This is a genomic window from Chitinophaga agrisoli (assembly GCF_008386695.1).
Lineage (GTDB): Bacteria > Bacteroidota > Bacteroidia > Chitinophagales > Chitinophagaceae > Chitinophaga > Chitinophaga agrisoli.
In genome coordinates this window covers 239,305-255,122 of sequence record NZ_VUOC01000003.1, presented here as the reverse complement: position 1 = coordinate 255,122, position 15,818 = coordinate 239,305, and the positions used below count along the sequence as shown (strand labels likewise).

At 49.4% G+C, this 15,818-nt stretch carries 17 protein-coding genes; 10 read left to right on the top strand and 7 right to left on the bottom strand.

What is annotated here, in order from left to right:
* Positions 1–65: 65 nt before the first annotated feature.
* Entirely contained in the window at positions 66–836 is a 771-nt protein-coding gene (locus F0L74_RS16285) for an AMP nucleosidase (RefSeq protein WP_149838970.1), read from the bottom strand.
* Between the two features lie 57 nt (positions 837–893).
* On the opposite strand from F0L74_RS16285, the gene F0L74_RS16280 reads away from it, so the two are divergent.
* Entirely contained in the window at positions 894–1,337 is a 444-nt protein-coding gene (locus tag F0L74_RS16280) for a type I restriction enzyme HsdR N-terminal domain-containing protein (protein ID WP_149838969.1), read from the top strand.
* 51 nt (positions 1,338–1,388) lie between these two features.
* On the opposite strand, the gene F0L74_RS16275 is transcribed toward F0L74_RS16280, so the two are convergent.
* The 4 genes from F0L74_RS16275 to F0L74_RS16260 form a co-directional block, all read right to left on the bottom strand.
* Positions 1,389–2,807: a Glu/Leu/Phe/Val family dehydrogenase gene (locus tag F0L74_RS16275; RefSeq protein WP_149838968.1), complete on the bottom strand. Its 1,419-nt coding sequence runs from the start codon at positions 2,805–2,807 to the stop codon at positions 1,389–1,391.
* Between the two features lie 29 nt (positions 2,808–2,836).
* Positions 2,837–3,079, bottom strand: coding sequence for a CcmD family protein (locus F0L74_RS16270; RefSeq protein WP_149838967.1), 243 nt, complete (start codon positions 3,077–3,079; stop codon positions 2,837–2,839).
* Positions 3,076–3,738: a cytochrome c biogenesis protein CcsA gene (gene ccsA / locus F0L74_RS16265; protein WP_149838966.1), complete on the bottom strand. Its 663-nt coding sequence runs from the start codon at positions 3,736–3,738 to the stop codon at positions 3,076–3,078. Before ccsA ends, F0L74_RS16270 begins: the two co-directional genes overlap by 4 nt.
* 84 nt (positions 3,739–3,822) lie before the next feature.
* Entirely contained in the window at positions 3,823–4,482 is a 660-nt protein-coding gene (locus F0L74_RS16260; protein ID WP_149838965.1) for a heme exporter protein CcmB, read from the bottom strand.
* Between the two features lie 234 nt (positions 4,483–4,716).
* On the opposite strand from F0L74_RS16260, the gene accC reads away from it, so the two are divergent.
* Both accC and F0L74_RS16250 read left to right on the top strand, forming a co-directional pair.
* Complete coding sequence (gene accC, locus F0L74_RS16255) at positions 4,717–6,201, top strand: acetyl-CoA carboxylase biotin carboxylase subunit (RefSeq protein WP_149838964.1); 1,485 nt, start codon at positions 4,717–4,719, stop codon at positions 6,199–6,201.
* Between the two features lie 59 nt (positions 6,202–6,260).
* The gene (locus tag F0L74_RS16250; RefSeq protein ID WP_149838963.1) at positions 6,261–6,755 is read left to right on the top strand and encodes a GtrA family protein; all 495 of its coding nucleotides are present in this window, start codon (positions 6,261–6,263) and stop codon (positions 6,753–6,755) included.
* 3 nt (positions 6,756–6,758) lie between these two features.
* Here the strand turns inward: F0L74_RS16250 and F0L74_RS16245 are convergent, their stop codons facing one another.
* Complete coding sequence (locus tag F0L74_RS16245) at positions 6,759–7,331, bottom strand: thymidine kinase (RefSeq protein WP_149838962.1); 573 nt, start codon at positions 7,329–7,331, stop codon at positions 6,759–6,761.
* A 128-nt stretch (positions 7,332–7,459) separates the two neighbouring features.
* Here F0L74_RS16245 and F0L74_RS33315 point away from each other — a divergent pair, with 128 nt between their 5' ends.
* Positions 7,460–8,410, top strand: coding sequence for a DUF8457 domain-containing protein (locus F0L74_RS33315; protein WP_188316038.1), 951 nt, complete (start codon positions 7,460–7,462; stop codon positions 8,408–8,410).
* On the opposite strand, the gene F0L74_RS16230 is transcribed toward F0L74_RS33315, so the two are convergent.
* A complete protein-coding gene (locus tag F0L74_RS16230) occupies positions 8,380–9,684 on the bottom strand; it encodes a 3-deoxy-D-manno-octulosonic acid transferase (RefSeq protein WP_246197736.1) in 1,305 nt (434 codons plus the stop codon). The two genes, F0L74_RS33315 and F0L74_RS16230, sit on opposite strands and share 31 nt — an antisense overlap.
* Positions 9,685–9,800: 116 nt before the next feature.
* Here F0L74_RS16230 and F0L74_RS16225 point away from each other — a divergent pair, with 116 nt between their 5' ends.
* The 6 genes from F0L74_RS16225 to rfbD are packed head-to-tail and all read left to right on the top strand — an operon-like array spanning position 9,801 to position 15,802.
* Positions 9,801–10,928, top strand: a complete 1,128-nt coding sequence (locus F0L74_RS16225; RefSeq protein ID WP_149838959.1) for a DegT/DnrJ/EryC1/StrS family aminotransferase — start codon at positions 9,801–9,803, stop codon at positions 10,926–10,928.
* Positions 10,929–10,934: 6 nt separating this feature from the next.
* Positions 10,935–12,254 carry a UDP-glucose dehydrogenase family protein gene (locus F0L74_RS16220; RefSeq protein ID WP_149838958.1) on the top strand — a complete coding sequence of 440 codons (1,320 nt, stop codon included), beginning with the start codon at positions 10,935–10,937 and terminating at the stop codon, positions 12,252–12,254.
* A 54-nt stretch (positions 12,255–12,308) separates the two neighbouring features.
* Positions 12,309–13,253: a UDP-glucuronic acid decarboxylase family protein gene (locus tag F0L74_RS16215; protein ID WP_149838957.1), complete on the top strand. Its 945-nt coding sequence runs from the start codon at positions 12,309–12,311 to the stop codon at positions 13,251–13,253.
* A 45-nt stretch (positions 13,254–13,298) separates the two neighbouring features.
* Positions 13,299–14,351: a dTDP-glucose 4,6-dehydratase gene (gene rfbB / locus F0L74_RS16210; protein WP_149838956.1), complete on the top strand. Its 1,053-nt coding sequence runs from the start codon at positions 13,299–13,301 to the stop codon at positions 14,349–14,351.
* An 18-nt stretch (positions 14,352–14,369) separates the two neighbouring features.
* Positions 14,370–14,930 (top strand): dTDP-4-dehydrorhamnose 3,5-epimerase, encoded by a 561-nt coding sequence (gene rfbC, locus F0L74_RS16205; RefSeq protein ID WP_149838955.1) that lies wholly within the window; start codon positions 14,370–14,372, stop codon positions 14,928–14,930.
* 5 nt (positions 14,931–14,935) lie between these two features.
* Positions 14,936–15,802 (top strand): dTDP-4-dehydrorhamnose reductase, encoded by an 867-nt coding sequence (gene rfbD, locus F0L74_RS16200; RefSeq protein ID WP_149838954.1) that lies wholly within the window; start codon positions 14,936–14,938, stop codon positions 15,800–15,802.
* Positions 15,803–15,818 lie beyond the last annotated feature (16 nt).

The following is a 15,818-nucleotide window of genomic DNA, read 5'->3' as shown; positions in this document are numbered from 1 at the left end:
TTTATGACCGTGGATCTAATGGCGGCAAAACGCCGCTACCAAATCTACGACCTAAAATCCAGATGCTAAAATCGTAGGTGCTTCACTGTTTGGTGGTCCTTGATCAGGTTCTTCAGGGAGTCTATACCTATCTTCAGGTGGCGCTCTACAAAGTTGGTAGTCACTTTACGGTCGCTTTCCTCTGTTTTAACGCCTTCCGGCACCATAGGCTGATCGCTTACCAGCAGTAGGGCCCCGGTGGGGATCTTGTTATAGAAACCTACAGAAAAGATAGTGGCAGTTTCCATATCCACTGCCATTGCGCGGATCCGCTCCAGGTAGTGCTTAAACTCTATGTCATGCTCCCATACGCGGCGGTTGGTGCTGTAACAGGTGCCCGTCCAGTAGTCACAACCGTATTCCCGGATGGTGGTGGAGATCACTTTCTGCAAGGCGAATGCAGGCAGGGCCGGCACTTCCGGGGGAAAATAGTCGTTCGAGGTACCCTCGCCGCGGATGGCTGCAATGGGCAATATAAGATCGCCAATGCTGTTCTTTTTCTTAATGCCACCGCATTTACCCAGGAATAACACTGCCTTGGGGTGGATGGCGCTTAAAAGATCCATTACGGTAGCGGCGCCGGGGCTGCCCATACCAAAGTTGATAATGGTAATATCCCCTGCTGTGGCGCATTGCATAGGTTTACCGATACCAATGATCTCGGTATCATTCCATTCTGCAAATAAACTGAGATAATTACTGAAGTTAGTGAGGAGGATGTGAGAGCCAAAGTTCTCCAGCTTTTCGCCTGTATAGCGGGGGAGCCAGTTAGCTACAATTTCTTCTTTTGTCTTCATAGCCTTTTGACACGCAAATGTACGCCTTTTGGGCGACATTTACGTTAGCTTTGTGTTATGATCGCCATCGAGTTCCCTGCGCCTGACTTTAAACTGGTACGTGAAGACAACAAAGAGCTGATATTTGACCAGTACCGGAAAAAATACGTAACGCTTACGCCGGAAGAATGGGTAAGACAGAACTTTCTGAACTACCTGGTAAAAAGCCTGCGCTACCCCAGCGTGTTAATAGGCATTGAAAAAGAGATCTACCTGGGCGAACTAAAGAAACGCTGCGATATTGTGGTCTATAACCGGCAAATGCAGCCCTGGATGATCGTAGAATGTAAGGAAATGAATGTGCCGCTTACCCTGCTAACCGTAGAGCAGATCGTGCGGTATCATATGGTGCTGCGGGCCGTATACCTGGTTATTACCAACGGGGTTAACACCTATTGCTGCTGGTACGCCCCCGAAAAGGAACAATGGGAGTTTGTAACGGATATACCGGTGTATGAATAAAAAAGTCCTGCACCGTAACGGCGCAGGACACATATAGATAAAAAGATAAGATCAAGGGAAAATACCCAGCTGCTCGTAAGCTGCGCCCACTTTATCGATAGCGCAAACATAAGCGGCTGTACGCATATCATGGATCTTGCTGTTGGTGACCATGATCTCGCGCACTTCATGTAAAGCTGCATGCATGGTCTCTTCCAGGCCGGAGTATACCAGGTCCACTTCATCAGCGCCATGCGCAATGAACTTCCTTTCTTTGTCAGACACCTTCTTACCGGTCAGGTCTTCAATCGTGCTCAGGATGTGGATGTTCATGTTCTCATCAAAACGCTTGCCCAAACGGCCATAACGTACGTGGCTCAGGTTCTTTAACCATTCAAAATAAGAAACGGTTACACCGCCTGCGTTCAGGAACATATCCGGCACTACGATCACGCCTTTTTTATTCAGGATGGCGTCTGCTTCCGGCGTAATAGGGCCGTTGGCTGCTTCGCCTATGATCTTGGCCTTGATATTGGGAGCATTGTCTTTATGGATCACATTCTCCAGGGCAGCCGGGATCAGGATATCGCATTCCATTTCCAGGCCGTCCGTATTTTTCTTCAGGCTGGTGCCGCCGGGATAGTTAACGAGTGAACCGGTTTCGTTACGGTGTTTCATCACCGCTTCCGGATCCAGGCCCTTTTCGTTATACACAGCGCCATCCCACTCTATCAGGCATACGATGATAGCGCCTGCTTCGTGGAAGTATTTGGCAGCATGGTAACCCACGTTACCCATACCCTGTACGATCACTTTTTTGCCTTCCAGACCGGGCTCCAGACCCAACTTCTGCATATCTTCCTTAATGTTGCACAGCTCGCGCAGGCCGTAGAATACGCCCATACCGGTAGCTTCCTTACGGCCGCGTACCCCGCCCTGTGAAACAGGCTTACCGGTTACGCAACCGTAGCCGTCTATTTCCCCGGGACGTAAGCTCATGTAAGTATCCAGGATCCAGCTCATTTCACGTTCGCCGGTACCATAGTCAGGCGCCGGTACGTCCACGCCGGGGCCAATGAAGTTCTTTTTCACCAGCTCTGCCGTGTAACGGCGGGTAATATTTTCCAGCTGAAAAGGGGTGTAGTTGCGGGGATTGATTTTGATACCGCCTTTGGCGCCGCCAAACGGTACATTCACGATGGCGCATTTATAGGTCATCAGCGCAGCCAGGGCCATTACCTCATCCTGGTTCACCCCTTCGCTGAAACGGATACCGCCTTTACAGGGCAGTTTGTGATGCGAGTGCTGTACGCGGTATGCTTCAATAACTTCTATCTGGTTGCCTACCCTTACCGGGAATTTAATACGGTATACGGCATTGCAGGCCTTGATCTGCTCCAGTATACCCTTTTCCCATTTCGTGAACTGAGCCGCGTTGTCAAAGCTCCGTTCTACGCTTTCAAAAAAGTTGTAATGCTGTACTTGCGACATAAAAAATTGTTTTGGAAGTATTGTTTTGGTTATGACTTAGACTGTTGTTGATGTTCCAGCTTGCTGATCTTACGGTCCAACCGTATGAGATACAATATGATACCGATAAAGATGATCACCAGTACTACCACCACCACATAGATCTTACCATTGCTGCGCAACATTTCGTTCACGGGGCCTTTTTCTGTATTTTGCTGTTGCGCCTGCGCCATGAGGGATGTAAATACGAGGGCCAGGCTAAAAAGGAAATAAGCAATGCGTCTGTTGATCATTTAAAAATATTTTTTAACTCTAATCTCTTGTAGCGTACCCGCAGGGTATAGATCCATACGCCCAGCAGGGTCCAGCCGGTAAAGGCCGGATAAAATACCATCATCAGCGTACCGTCCGTATCCTTGGATTTGAAACCAGGACTGGTGGCGCTGCCCGGATGCAGGGAATCTACCATACGGGGGATGATATAGGTTAATGGTATTAACATGGCAAAGGCAAAGATGTTGTAGATCGCAGATACACGGGCGCGTTTATCCAGATCGTTGATAGACATGCGCAGTACCTGGTAGGCCAGGTAGATCATCAGCGCCACCGCCGTGGAGATCTGTTTAGGATCATTGGTAATGGTGCCGCCCCAGGTATAGGTGGCCCACAAAGACCCGGTCACAAAACCCATAAGACCAAACAGGATGCCCACATTAGCCGCGCTGCTGGCCAATATATCCTTTCTCAGGTCGTATTTATTAAGAAATAATAAGGAATTGACAACGGAGATCGTGAACAGCGTATACATGCTTATCCACATCGGCACGTGAAAGAAGAGATTACGCGTTGACTGCTCGTTATTTTCTATCACAGGTATCTTTACCAGGAACCCTGCAATGATCGTGTACAGCAGCAATAATACCGCCAGCGCTTTCCACCAATGTTTTGCCATTTTTTTGTCAGCTATATTGGGGGCAAACCTACAGGTTTTATCACGAATCACAAAATAACAGTGGCAACTTGTTTATGACTAAAATCAGTCTTTCCACAGAAAGGGAAACAGTATCATGGCCAGACCAACGATCAGCACATCCATTCCCCCCAGCAGTATGAACATATTGGATAAGCCAGGTTGGTAAACGGTCACAAAGGCGGTGCGGGCCACGCTGGCCAGCAGCATCAGCAGGGGCATAATGATCGGGAAACCCATAATGGCCATGAGGGCCGCATTCTGGTTAGCCTGGGCCGCAATGGCCGCCAGCATGGTAAATAACAGGGAAAGGCTGATACCTCCCAGCATCACCACCCCAATAAAATACCAGAATTTGGTAACCGGGTTCCCCAGGAAAACCATACAGCTTACCAGGGTGATAATGCTCATAACAGACATGAGCAATATGTTATAGAGCAGTTTAGCGGCAATAAAATTCCTGGGATGCACCAGGGAGTAGAAATACAACAGCCGGCCCCGGCTTTCCTGCATAAAGCTTTTGGCAATGGCATTTACCGATACAAACAGCTGTACCACCCAGAAAAGGGCATTCCAGATCTGCTCCTCCGGTTGGCCCATCATCATATTGATCACAAATACGGTAGAGATAATATACAGCAGGATGCCATAAAACGCGTATTGCTGGCGTAGTTCCAGTAATACATCTTTCTTTATCAGCGTTAAGGTTTGATGAAGGCCAGACATATGGGGGACAAATATAGAGAAATTAGCGCGCTAACGCGATATCCAGGGACGGACTGCTACTAATGTTATTTTATCAGGTCTCTCCTTCGCTTGTCCTTCGGTTGAGGTTCGCTTAAGGTTCGAATAAGCTATAGTGAGCGTCATTTGGTTAAAATAGTATCATATCCCTGTGTCCTAACTTTTTGGCCACCACCTAATTAATATTATCTTCGTCACCCTAACAACGACAGCAGCATGCAAAAAATACTGGTAGCCAATAGAGGGGAAATCGCGTTACGGGTAATGCGATCCGCCAGGGAAATGGGTATACAGACCGTAGCCGTGTATTCGGAAGCAGATCGTACCATGCCTTTTGTACAATATGCCGATGAGGCCATCTGCATAGGCCCTGCCCCCTCCAACCAGTCATACCTGCTGGGCAATAAGATCATTGAAGTGGCCCTGCAGACAGGGGCAGACGCTATCCACCCCGGGTACGGTTTCCTGAGCGAGAATGCCCGTTTTGCACAGGCGGTAGCCGATGCGGGGCTTATTTTCATTGGCCCGGACGCCCATTCCATTGAGATGATGGGCAGCAAGCTGGCCGCCAAACAGGCCGCCCAAAAATTTGGCGTGCCCATGGTACCGGGTACAGAAACGCCCCTGCGCAGCCTGGAAGAAGCGCAGGAGGTGGTGAAGAAAACGGGCTTTCCCATTCTTATTAAGGCGTCTGCCGGCGGCGGCGGCAAAGGCATGCGGGTGGTAAATAATGAGGGCGAGCTGGAAGAGCAGATCCGCCTGGCCAAAAGCGAAGCCATGAACGCCTTTGGGGATGACGCGGTATTTATAGAGAAGTATGTAGGCGCTCCCCGCCATATTGAGATCCAGATCCTGGGCGATAAACACGGCAATTATGTATACCTGTTTGAAAGGGAATGCAGCATACAACGCCGCCATCAGAAACTGGTAGAAGAGGCCCCCTCTTCCTGCCTTACCCCGGACATCCGGGCCGCCATGGGCAAATGCGCCCTGGATGTGGCCCGTGCCTGCCAGTACCATGGCGCCGGCACCGTAGAGTTCCTGGTGGATGATACGCTTAATTTCTATTTCCTGGAGATGAATACCCGCCTGCAGGTGGAACATCCCGTAACGGAGATGATCACCGGGCTGGACCTGGTAAAAGAGCAGATCCGCATAGCGCGGGGCGAAAAGCTAAGCTTTACACAGGAAACCCTTCAGATAAATGGCCATGCCATAGAACTACGCATCTGTGCAGAAGACCCTGCCAATAATTTCCTGCCGGATACCGGCTCCCTGGCCACCTATATACGGCCCCAGGGATATGGCGTTAGGGTGGATGACGGCTATGAGCAGGGCATGGATATCCCCATTTACTACGATCCTATGATCGCCAAGCTGATAGCCTGGGGCAGCGACCGGGAAGAGGCGCGGCTGCGGCTGCTGCGTGCCATAGACGAGTACCAGGTGACCGGTATTCACACTACCCTGCCCTTTGGCAGCTGGGCCTTACAGCATCCGGCTTTTATAGAGGGAAAGTTTGATACTCACTTTATTGGCAAGTATTTTGTCCCCTCCCTGCTGCATACGCCCAACGAAGCGGCTACACGTGCGGCCGCTATCCTGGCAGCGCAGATCTGGCAACAACACCGGGTAGAGCAAACACCGCTTTCTGCCCCCAGTGCAAACGGCCACTGGAAGAAAAGGAAAACCTTACGATAACACACTGCGGTTTTCTTATAAGCGAAAACACCTAAATTTGTGGTAATTTATAATATGAAATGAGGCAATTTATCCTTCAGATCATCGATTTTTTCTACCGGCCGTTTGCCAAGCTGATGCCTTTGCAAACGTTCCGTTACCTGGCATGCGGCGGTGGTAATACCCTGCTGGATATTGTGCTTTACTTCATTATGTACAATTTTGTGCTGCATAAACAGATGGTGCACCTCCCTTTCCTTACCATTACCCCGCATATTGCGGCCCTGTTTATGTCTATGTCCATTACCTTCCCCTCCGGCTTCCTGCTCAGCAAGTACATTGTATTTTCAAACTCTAACCTGCGCGGGCGCATTCAGCTGTTCCGTTATTTTATGCTGGTGAGCGCCTGTATATTGCTGAACTATGTATTTATGAAGCTGTTTGTAGAGTATCTGCATATCTACCCTACAGTTTCCAAGATCTTTACCACCTTCTTTGTGGTGTGCTTCAGCTACCTTACGCAGAAGAAGTTTACGTTCAAGGTGAAGTCTTCAGAAAAGTTAAATTTATTCTAAAATTCAGGCGGGTTTTTCGTAATAGCAGTGCCGGCAACGGGGCTCATATACGTCCTGTTCGCCCAGCAGCACTGTTTCTTTACTGGCAGTTTTACGGTAAGAGAAGCTGGCAATATTGCCACATTTTACGCAGATCGCGTGTAGTTTGGTGATATAATCGGCTTTGGCCAGCAGTGCCGGCATAATGCCAAAGGGGCGGCCCCGGTAGTCCATATCCAGCCCGGCCACGATCACGCGTATGCCACGTAAGGCAAGCTGGTCGCATACATAAGGTAGCTCTGCGTCAAAGAACTGCGCCTCATCGATACCTACAACATCCACCTCCTGCGCCAGTAATAAGATCTGCTGGGAATTATCAATAGGGGTTGACATAACCTTGTTCTCATCGTGCGAAACGATCTGCTGCTCATCATAACGGATATCTATACCCGGCTTAAATATTTCCATCTTCAGGTTGGCGATCCTGGCCCTTTTCAGCCGCCTTAGCAACTCTTCCGTTTTACCGGAGAACATGGAGCCACATATCACTTCTATCCACCCTCTGCGCTCTCCGGCAAGGGAAGGTTCAATAAACATATAATAGGTATTTTAATTAGCAAATGCCCGAAAAAAGCTAACTTTATGCAAATAAAATAAATTCTCCCACACCGCGTTAAAACAATTAAGGGCATCGTGGTTATTTAATTTCCAATCATAGTTGAGACATGGAAAAGATCAATGCATTAATTGACAAGTTACAGGAATTGAAAAATTCCAACGCAGACCTGCAGGCCATATCTTATTATGCGCAACTACTGCAGGCAGAGGTGTTACATGCACGTACCCTGCAAAGTGTACACGAACAGCACACGCAAAGCCAGGGCAATATAGCAGTGATCATGCCGTCTGCCACCGCGCAAACAGTTACTGTTGTGCGGCCGGCCGAAGCGGCTGCTGCCTATCATAACGCCGAGACGACTACTTACCATAACGGACATACGAATACGACGGTCCTGCACAACATTACTGTAGCGCCGGAGAAATATACGCCGCCGGCCCCACCGCCGCCACAACCGGTAACGGCACGGCCGCAGCCGATAGAGAGCATCCGGCCCGCTGCGGTAGTGGGCGCCCGCTCCCTGGAACGCCAACCGCAACTACAACCACAGCCACAACCATTGCCGCAGGCGCAACCACAGCCACAAGTGCAGGTGCAACCACAGCCGCAGGCGCAAACCCAGCCCCTGCCGGAAAGGCAACCTGCCACCGCCCCTGCTACCCTTTTTGATGTAGAAAAGGAGAAGGCAGCGCCAGCTAAAAAAACCAAAGAAGGCGGCCTTCGTAAGGAGATCAATGAGCTGGCAGCCCAGGGCGCCCCCTCCTTGAATGAGAAGCTCAAACAATCTAAATCAGAGATCGGGGAAAGGCTGGGCGAGATGCCTGTTAAGAACCTGAAGCAGGCCATTGGCATTAATGATAAGTTCCAGTTTATACAGGAGCTGTTCCGCGGCGATGTGGACATGTATGAACGTTCCATCAAAACCATCAACGAGTTCCATACCCTGCAGGAAGCAGAGTACTGGATAGAAAGGGAGCTCAAGATCCGCCAGGGATGGCTGGATGATACCCGTACCGTACAGCACTTCTACTCCCTGGTCAAGAAGCGCTTTTCCTGAATAAACGCCATCACCTTACCAGTAGCCCCTTTGTTGGCCGCCACATATTGGCTGGCTACATAACCCGTTTGCGTGCATGCCTCATCATTCAGCAGCAGCTCTTCCATCTGCTGTGCCAGGGCAGCATCATTGGGTACCGTAAACGCGCCCCCCAGTGCTACAAGATCTACGGCTTCCGCATATTGATCATAAACAGGGCCAAACACGACCGGTTTGCCCCAGGTGGCCGGCTCCAGCACATTATGGATGCCATTCCTGTCAAAACCGCCGCCTATATAACTTATACAGGCGTACCGGTACAGTGAGGACAGCATGCCTATATTATCAATGATCAGTACCTGCCCCGGGTGCTCAATATCCACCGGGAAATCGCTTTCCAGGTGCGGTACACGGGCATCTGCCAGCTCAGAATACCGCAGGGCGCCGGGAAACCGGCCCAACAGTTTCTTTATATGCGCCTCCCCAATTTCATGCGGCGCTATTACCAGCCGGCGATCCGGTTCATAATGCCCGGCCCACCAGGCAGCCAGTGCGCTTTCGTCACTGTCCCAGGTGCTTCCGGCTACTATCAGCCTTTTATTACCGGCAAACTGTTTGACCAGCGGCAGCTCTGCCGCTTCCTGCTGCAGGGCCCAAACCCGGTCAAAACGGGTATCTCCGTTTACCGTAACGTGCTCAATACCAATTTTATGTAATAATTCCCGGGAGGCAGCGTTCTGTACGAAGATGTGCGTAAGCTGACGTAACAAACGCCTGTAGAGCCCACCATACCATTTAAAGAAAGCCTGGTCTTCCCGGAAGATGCCGGAAATAAGCAGCGCCGGTATCTTACGTTTATACAGGGATGTCATAAAATGGCGCCAGTACTCATATTTTATAAAAAGGGCCAGGCTGGGCTGCACAATATCGAGGAAAACCCGGGCATTGTGGCGGGTATCTAACGGCAGGTAGCATACGTAATCCACCCCTTTATAGTCCTTTCTTACCTCATAGCCGGAGGGGGAAAAAAAGGAAAGCAGCAGCCGGCATTGCGGATATTGCTGCCGGAAAGCCTCCAGTACAGGCCGTCCCTGCTCAAACTCGCCAAGGGACGCCGCGTGTACCCACACCAAAGGACGGTTGCCATCCTTTGCCAGGGCTGTTTTTAGCCTGGCGGCCCAATCCTTCCGCCCATTCAGCCATAACCGTGCCTTTGGATTACCCGTAGCCGCAGCTATCCCTAGTCCCGCCCTGTATAGTCCGATACCCAGATCATAAATAAAGGTTGCCAGCATGTAAATAGGTGTTTATTTTTGAATCATTTTCTCCCTGTAGCACAAAGATAATCGCCTCCCAATGGCAATTTTTGTAAATTTGCACACTTTAAAACAAAATAAAATACCTATTCCACATGGTTCCTATTCAGATGGTAGATTTGAAACGCCAGTATTTAAAGATCAAACCACAGGTAGATGCTGCCATCCAGGAAGTGCTGGAAAACGCCAATTTCATAAATGGCGCGCCGGTGCAACAGTTTGCACAGGAATTACAGCAATACCTGGGCGTAAAGCATGTGATACCTTGCGCCAACGGTACTGACGCGTTACAAATAGCCATGATGGCCTTAGGTTTACAACCCGGTGATGAGGTGATCACCCCTTCCTTCACCTTTATTGCAACCGCAGAAGTGATTGCCCTGCTGCAGCTGAAGCCAGTTTTTGTGGATATAGACCCGCAGACCTACTGCCTGGATCCCGTAGCGGTAGAGAAGGCCATTACGCCTAAAACAAAAGCGATAGTACCTGTTCACCTGTACGGCCAAACGGCAGATATGGAGCCGCTGATGGCCATTGCCAATAAACATAACATTCCGGTAATTGAAGATAATGCGCAGGCTATAGGCGGTACCTACACCTTTAAGGACGGTACTGTTAAAAAATCCGGCGCCATTGGCCAGATCGGCTGCACCTCTTTCTTCCCCTCCAAAAACCTGGGATGTTATGGAGATGGAGGCGCACTGTTCACCAATGATGATGCATTGGCTGCTCAGATCAGGATGGTAGCCAACCACGGCCAGTCTGCCCGTTATTATCATGATGTAGTGGGCGTTAACTCCCGCTTGGATACGCTGCAGGCTGTAGTGCTGCGCATCAAGCTGCAGCTGCTGGATCAATATATCACTGCACGCCGCGCGGTGGCGGATGCCTATGATGCCGGCTTTGCAGGCATACCGCAGATCACCACGCCTTATCGTGCGGCAAATAGTTATCACGTTTACCATCAATACACCTTACAATTGAATGGCGCCAGCCGCGACGAGCTGCAGCAATACCTGCAGGAGCGTAAAGTGCCCGCCATGATCTATTATCCGGTACCCGCCCACAAGCAAAAGATGTTTGCTAATTTTGGCGGCGCTTCATTCCAATTGCCTGTTACCGATACTTTGACCACCAAAGTAATTTCCTTACCGATACACACCGAAATGGACCAGGATCAACTGGATCACATCATTAGCTCAGTTAAATCATTCTTAAACTAATCCCCAATGAGAATTACTGTAGTTGGCACCGGTTATGTAGGCTTAGTTACCGGCACCTGTTTTGCAGAAACAGGGAACAATGTTACCTGTGTGGATATTGACGAAAACAAGGTAAAAAAACTATCCTCCGGCCAGATCACGATCTACGAGCCTGGTTTGGAGAAACTGTTTGAACGCAATCTTAAGGAAGAAAGATTGCAGTTCACTACCAGCCTGGCAGAGGGTATAAAGGATGCGCAGGTTATCTTCCTGGCATTACCTACGCCGCCCGGCGCTGATGGCGCTGCGGACCTTTCCTTTGTATTGAGGGTGGCCGAACAGTTAGGCAAGCTGATCACCGATTATAAAGTGATTGTTGACAAGAGTACGGTACCGGTAGGCACTGCAGAAAAAGTAGAGGAGGCTATAGCCCGGAACTGCAAAGGAGAATTTGACGTGGTATCCAATCCTGAGTTCCTGCGGGAAGGCGTGGCAGTAGAAGACTTCATGAAGCCGGATCGTGTAGTGATAGGCACCCGTTCTGAACGGGCCCGCAAAGTGATGGGCGACCTGTATGCACCTTTTGTACGCCAGGGCAATCCCATCCTGTACATGGATGAAAGATCCGCTGAGCTGACCAAATATGCGGCCAACTCATTCCTGGCTACCAAGATCTCTTTCATGAATGAGGTAGCAGTACTGTGCGAGCGGCTGGGCGCAGACGTAGATATGGTACGCAGGGGCATTGGCAGCGATGACCGTATTGGTAAACGCTTCCTGTTCCCTGGTATCGGGTACGGCGGCAGCTGTTTTCCCAAAGACGTGCAGGCGCTGGTGAAATCTTCCCAGGATGCGCAGTATGATTTTAAGATCCTGAATGCTGTAATGGAAGTGAATGAAAAGCAAAAGCTTTTCCTGGTGCCCAAGATCAAGAACTTCTTTAACGGCGATCTTAAAGGCAAACGTTTTGCCTTGTGGGGTTTGGCCTTTAAGCCCAATACAGATGATATCCGGGAAGCGCCGGCATTGTATATCATTGAGTCGTTGCTGAAAGAAGGAGCGGAAATATGCGTATTTGATCCGGAAGCGATGCCAAACGTGCAGCAGATAGTGGGTAATAAGGTCCGCTACGCAGAACATCAGTATGATTGCCTGCAGGATGCAGATGCGCTGATCATTGCTACAGAATGGAGCGTTTTCAGAACCCCTGATTTTGACAAGATCAATGAATCACTCAAAAATAAAGTGATCTTCGACGGCAGGAACCTGTTTGATGTACAACGCATGCATGAACTGGGATTCTATTACGAAAGCGTAGGCCGTGCAGTAGCCCGGCAGGATGTATGATGACGGGTTTGCAAATCGTGCCGCATCATTATCATCCACATCTAAAATTGTACTATGAGTAAAAAAAGAGTTTTAATAACCGGCGCAGCCGGTTTCCTGGGCTCGCATCTTTGCGACCGGTTCATTAAGGAAGGATATCATGTTATAGGCATGGATAACCTGCTGACCGGCAATATCAAAAATATCGAGCACCTTTTCCCCTTACCGGAATTTGAATATTACCATCATGATGTGACCAAGTTTGTGCATGTACCCGGCCAACTGGATTACATCCTGCATTTTGCTTCTCCGGCCAGCCCTATCGACTATCTGAAAAAGCCCATACAAACGCTGAAGGTAGGCTCCCTGGGCACCCACAACCTGTTGGGCCTGGCTAAGGAAAAGAAAGCCCGCATACTGGTGGCCTCTACTTCCGAAGTATATGGCGATCCCAATGTGCACCCGCAACCGGAAGAGTACTGGGGTAACGTAAACCCTGTAGGGCCACGCGGCGTATATGACGAAGCCAAACGTTTCATGGAGTCCATTACCATGGCTTACCATAATTTCCATGGCGTAGAGACCAGGATCGTGCGCATCTTTAATACCTATGGCCCGCGTATGCGGCTGGATGATGGCCGTGCCCTGCCGGCATTTATGAGCCAGGCGCTTACCGGCCAGGACCTGACCCTGTTTGGAGATGGTTCCCAAACCCGCTCTTTCTGTTATGTGGATGACCTGGTGGATGGCATTTACCGCCTGCTGCTCAGTGATTACCACATGCCGGTAAATATTGGCAACCCCGAGGAGATCACCCTGAAACAGTTTGCAGAAGAGATATTAGCGCTTACCGGCGCCCGCCAGGAGATCGTGTATATGCCGCTGCCGAAGGATGATCCCAAGCAACGCAAACCCGATATTACCAAGGCGCGCCAGTTATTAGGCTGGGAGCCCAAGGTGAACCGGAAAGATGGTTTGAAGATCACTTACGAATATTTCAAAGAAGCTCTCAATAAATAATTACTAATTAGCAATTGGTAATTAGTAATTAACAAATTGACTCTTATGCGTACTTTATTGATTACTGGCGGTGCAGGTTTCATTGGTTCACATGTAGTACGGTTATTTGTAAACAAATACCCGGAATATAAGATTGTAAACCTGGATGCGCTTACCTATGCAGGCAATCTCGAGAACCTGGAGGATGTAAAGGATAAGCCTAACTATGTATTTGAAAAAGGCGATATTACTGACGAAACCTTTATCAACAAACTGTTTACTACCCATCAGTTTGACGGTGTGATACACCTGGCTGCTGAAAGCCATGTGGACCGTTCCATCATGGACCCGCTGGCCTTCATTAAGACCAATGTGCTGGGTACTGCCGTACTGTTGAATGCTGCCCGTAAATGCTGGCAGGATAACAAAGAGGGCAAACTGTTCTATCATGTATCTACAGACGAGGTATATGGGACTTTAGGAGAAGAAGGTTTCTTTACGGAAGAAACCAGCTACGATCCCCGCTCCCCCTACAGCGCATCCAAAGCCAGCTCTGACCATTTTGTAATGGCTTACCACCACACCTACCACCTGCCGGTTATCATCAGCAATTGCTCTAATAACTATGGTTCAAATCATTTTCCGGAAAAGCTGATCCCGTTGGCCATCCTGAACATACAGCACAATAAACCCGTGCCGGTATATGGCAAAGGGGAGAATGTACGTGACTGGTTGTGGGTAGATGATCATGCCCGGGCAATAGATACCATTTTCCATAAGGGCCGTGTAGGAGAAACTTATAACATTGGCGGTTTTAATGAATGGAAGAATATAGACCTGATCAACCTGCTGTGTATGATCATGGATAAAAAACTGGGACGTCCGCCCGGTACCTCTGCCCAGCTTATCACATTTGTGAAAGACAGGGCCGGCCATGACCTGCGGTATGCTATAGACGCAACTAAGCTGAATAAAGAACTGGGATGGCAACCTTCCCTCCAGTTTGAGGAAGGCCTGGAGAAAACAGTGGACTGGTACCTGGCCAATGAAACCTGGCTGCAGCACGTTACTACCGGCGCGTATCAACAGTATTATGAAGACCAGTACCAAAAGCGATAATAATAAACATCATCTTTCATGCCTTTTACGGAAACAGGAATACCAGACTTATTAGTATACGAGCCCAGGGTTTTTGCGGATAACAGAGGATATTTTTTTGAGAGCTATAACGCCGGCACTTTTGAACAGGAAGGCCTGCGCTTTCCTTTTGTACAGGATAACCAGGCCCGCTCCGTTTACGGCGTATTACGCGGTCTGCATTTTCAGCAGGAGCCTTATGCCCAGACCAAGCTGGTAAGGGCGCTGGAAGGCCGTATTATGGATGTTGCAGTGGATATGCGTAAAGGTTCCCCCACTTATGGGAAAGTATTCACGATAGAGTTATCCGCTGAGAATAAACTGCAATTACTGGTACCCAAAGGTTTTGCCCATGGCTATGCAGTGCTGAGCGAAACGGCGGAGGTAATGTACAAATGCGATAACTTCTACCATAAAGCCAGCGAAGGCGGCATCATTTACAATGACCCTGCATTGAATATTGACTGGGGCATTGACCTGAAGGATGCCGTTGTTTCTGATAAAGACCAGGTACTGCCTGTCCTGGCTGACTGTACACATAATTTTGTTTATAACTCATAGTGCACATGCAAAACATTCTGGTCACCGGCGCAAATGGCCAACTGGGGCAAGCCATCCAGTTAATAGCGGGTCAATATCCGGAGCTTAACTTCATTTATACTGATTTCCAGGAACTGGATATTACCAGTGCGGAAGCGGTAACTGCGTTCTTTACGGCGCAGTCCATACATGCCTGCGTTAACTGCGCAGCCTATACCGCAGTAGATAAAGCAGAAACGGACGAGGAAAAAGCCTTCCAGCTCAATTTTGAAGGAGCGCTGAATCTCTCTGCCGCCTGCCAGGAGCACGGCGCACAGTTGATCCATATCTCTACAGATTACGTATTTGACGGTAAATATTACCGCCCTTATACGGAAGAGGATGAACCCAACCCGCAGAGCATATACGGCGCTTCAAAACTGCGTGGCGAAGCTGCTGCGCTGGGCAATGATCCTGCTACCATTGTGATCCGTACCTCCTGGTTATACTCCCAGTTTGGGGTGAACTTTGTAAAACGCATGAAGGAACTGATGCAGGAGCGCCCCAGCCTGAACGTAGTATTTGACCAGGCAGGCACGCCTACGTATGCGGTAGATCTGGCAAAAGCCATTCTGCAGATACTACAGTACCGGCAGTTGAACCCGGAAACTAATTTAGGCGGTGTATACCACTACAGTAACGAGGGCGTTACCAGCTGGTATGACTTTGCAGTAACAATAAAAGAATTAACCGCGGCGGCCTGTCAGGTGCAGCCTATCACCAGTGATCAATACCCTACACCGGCTCAACGCCCGGCCTACAGTGTATTCAACAAACAAAAGATCAAAACCACCTTTGGTATTGAGATCCCCCATTGGAAGGATAGCCTGCGCGAGTGTCTGCAACACCTGTAAGCATATACAGACGATA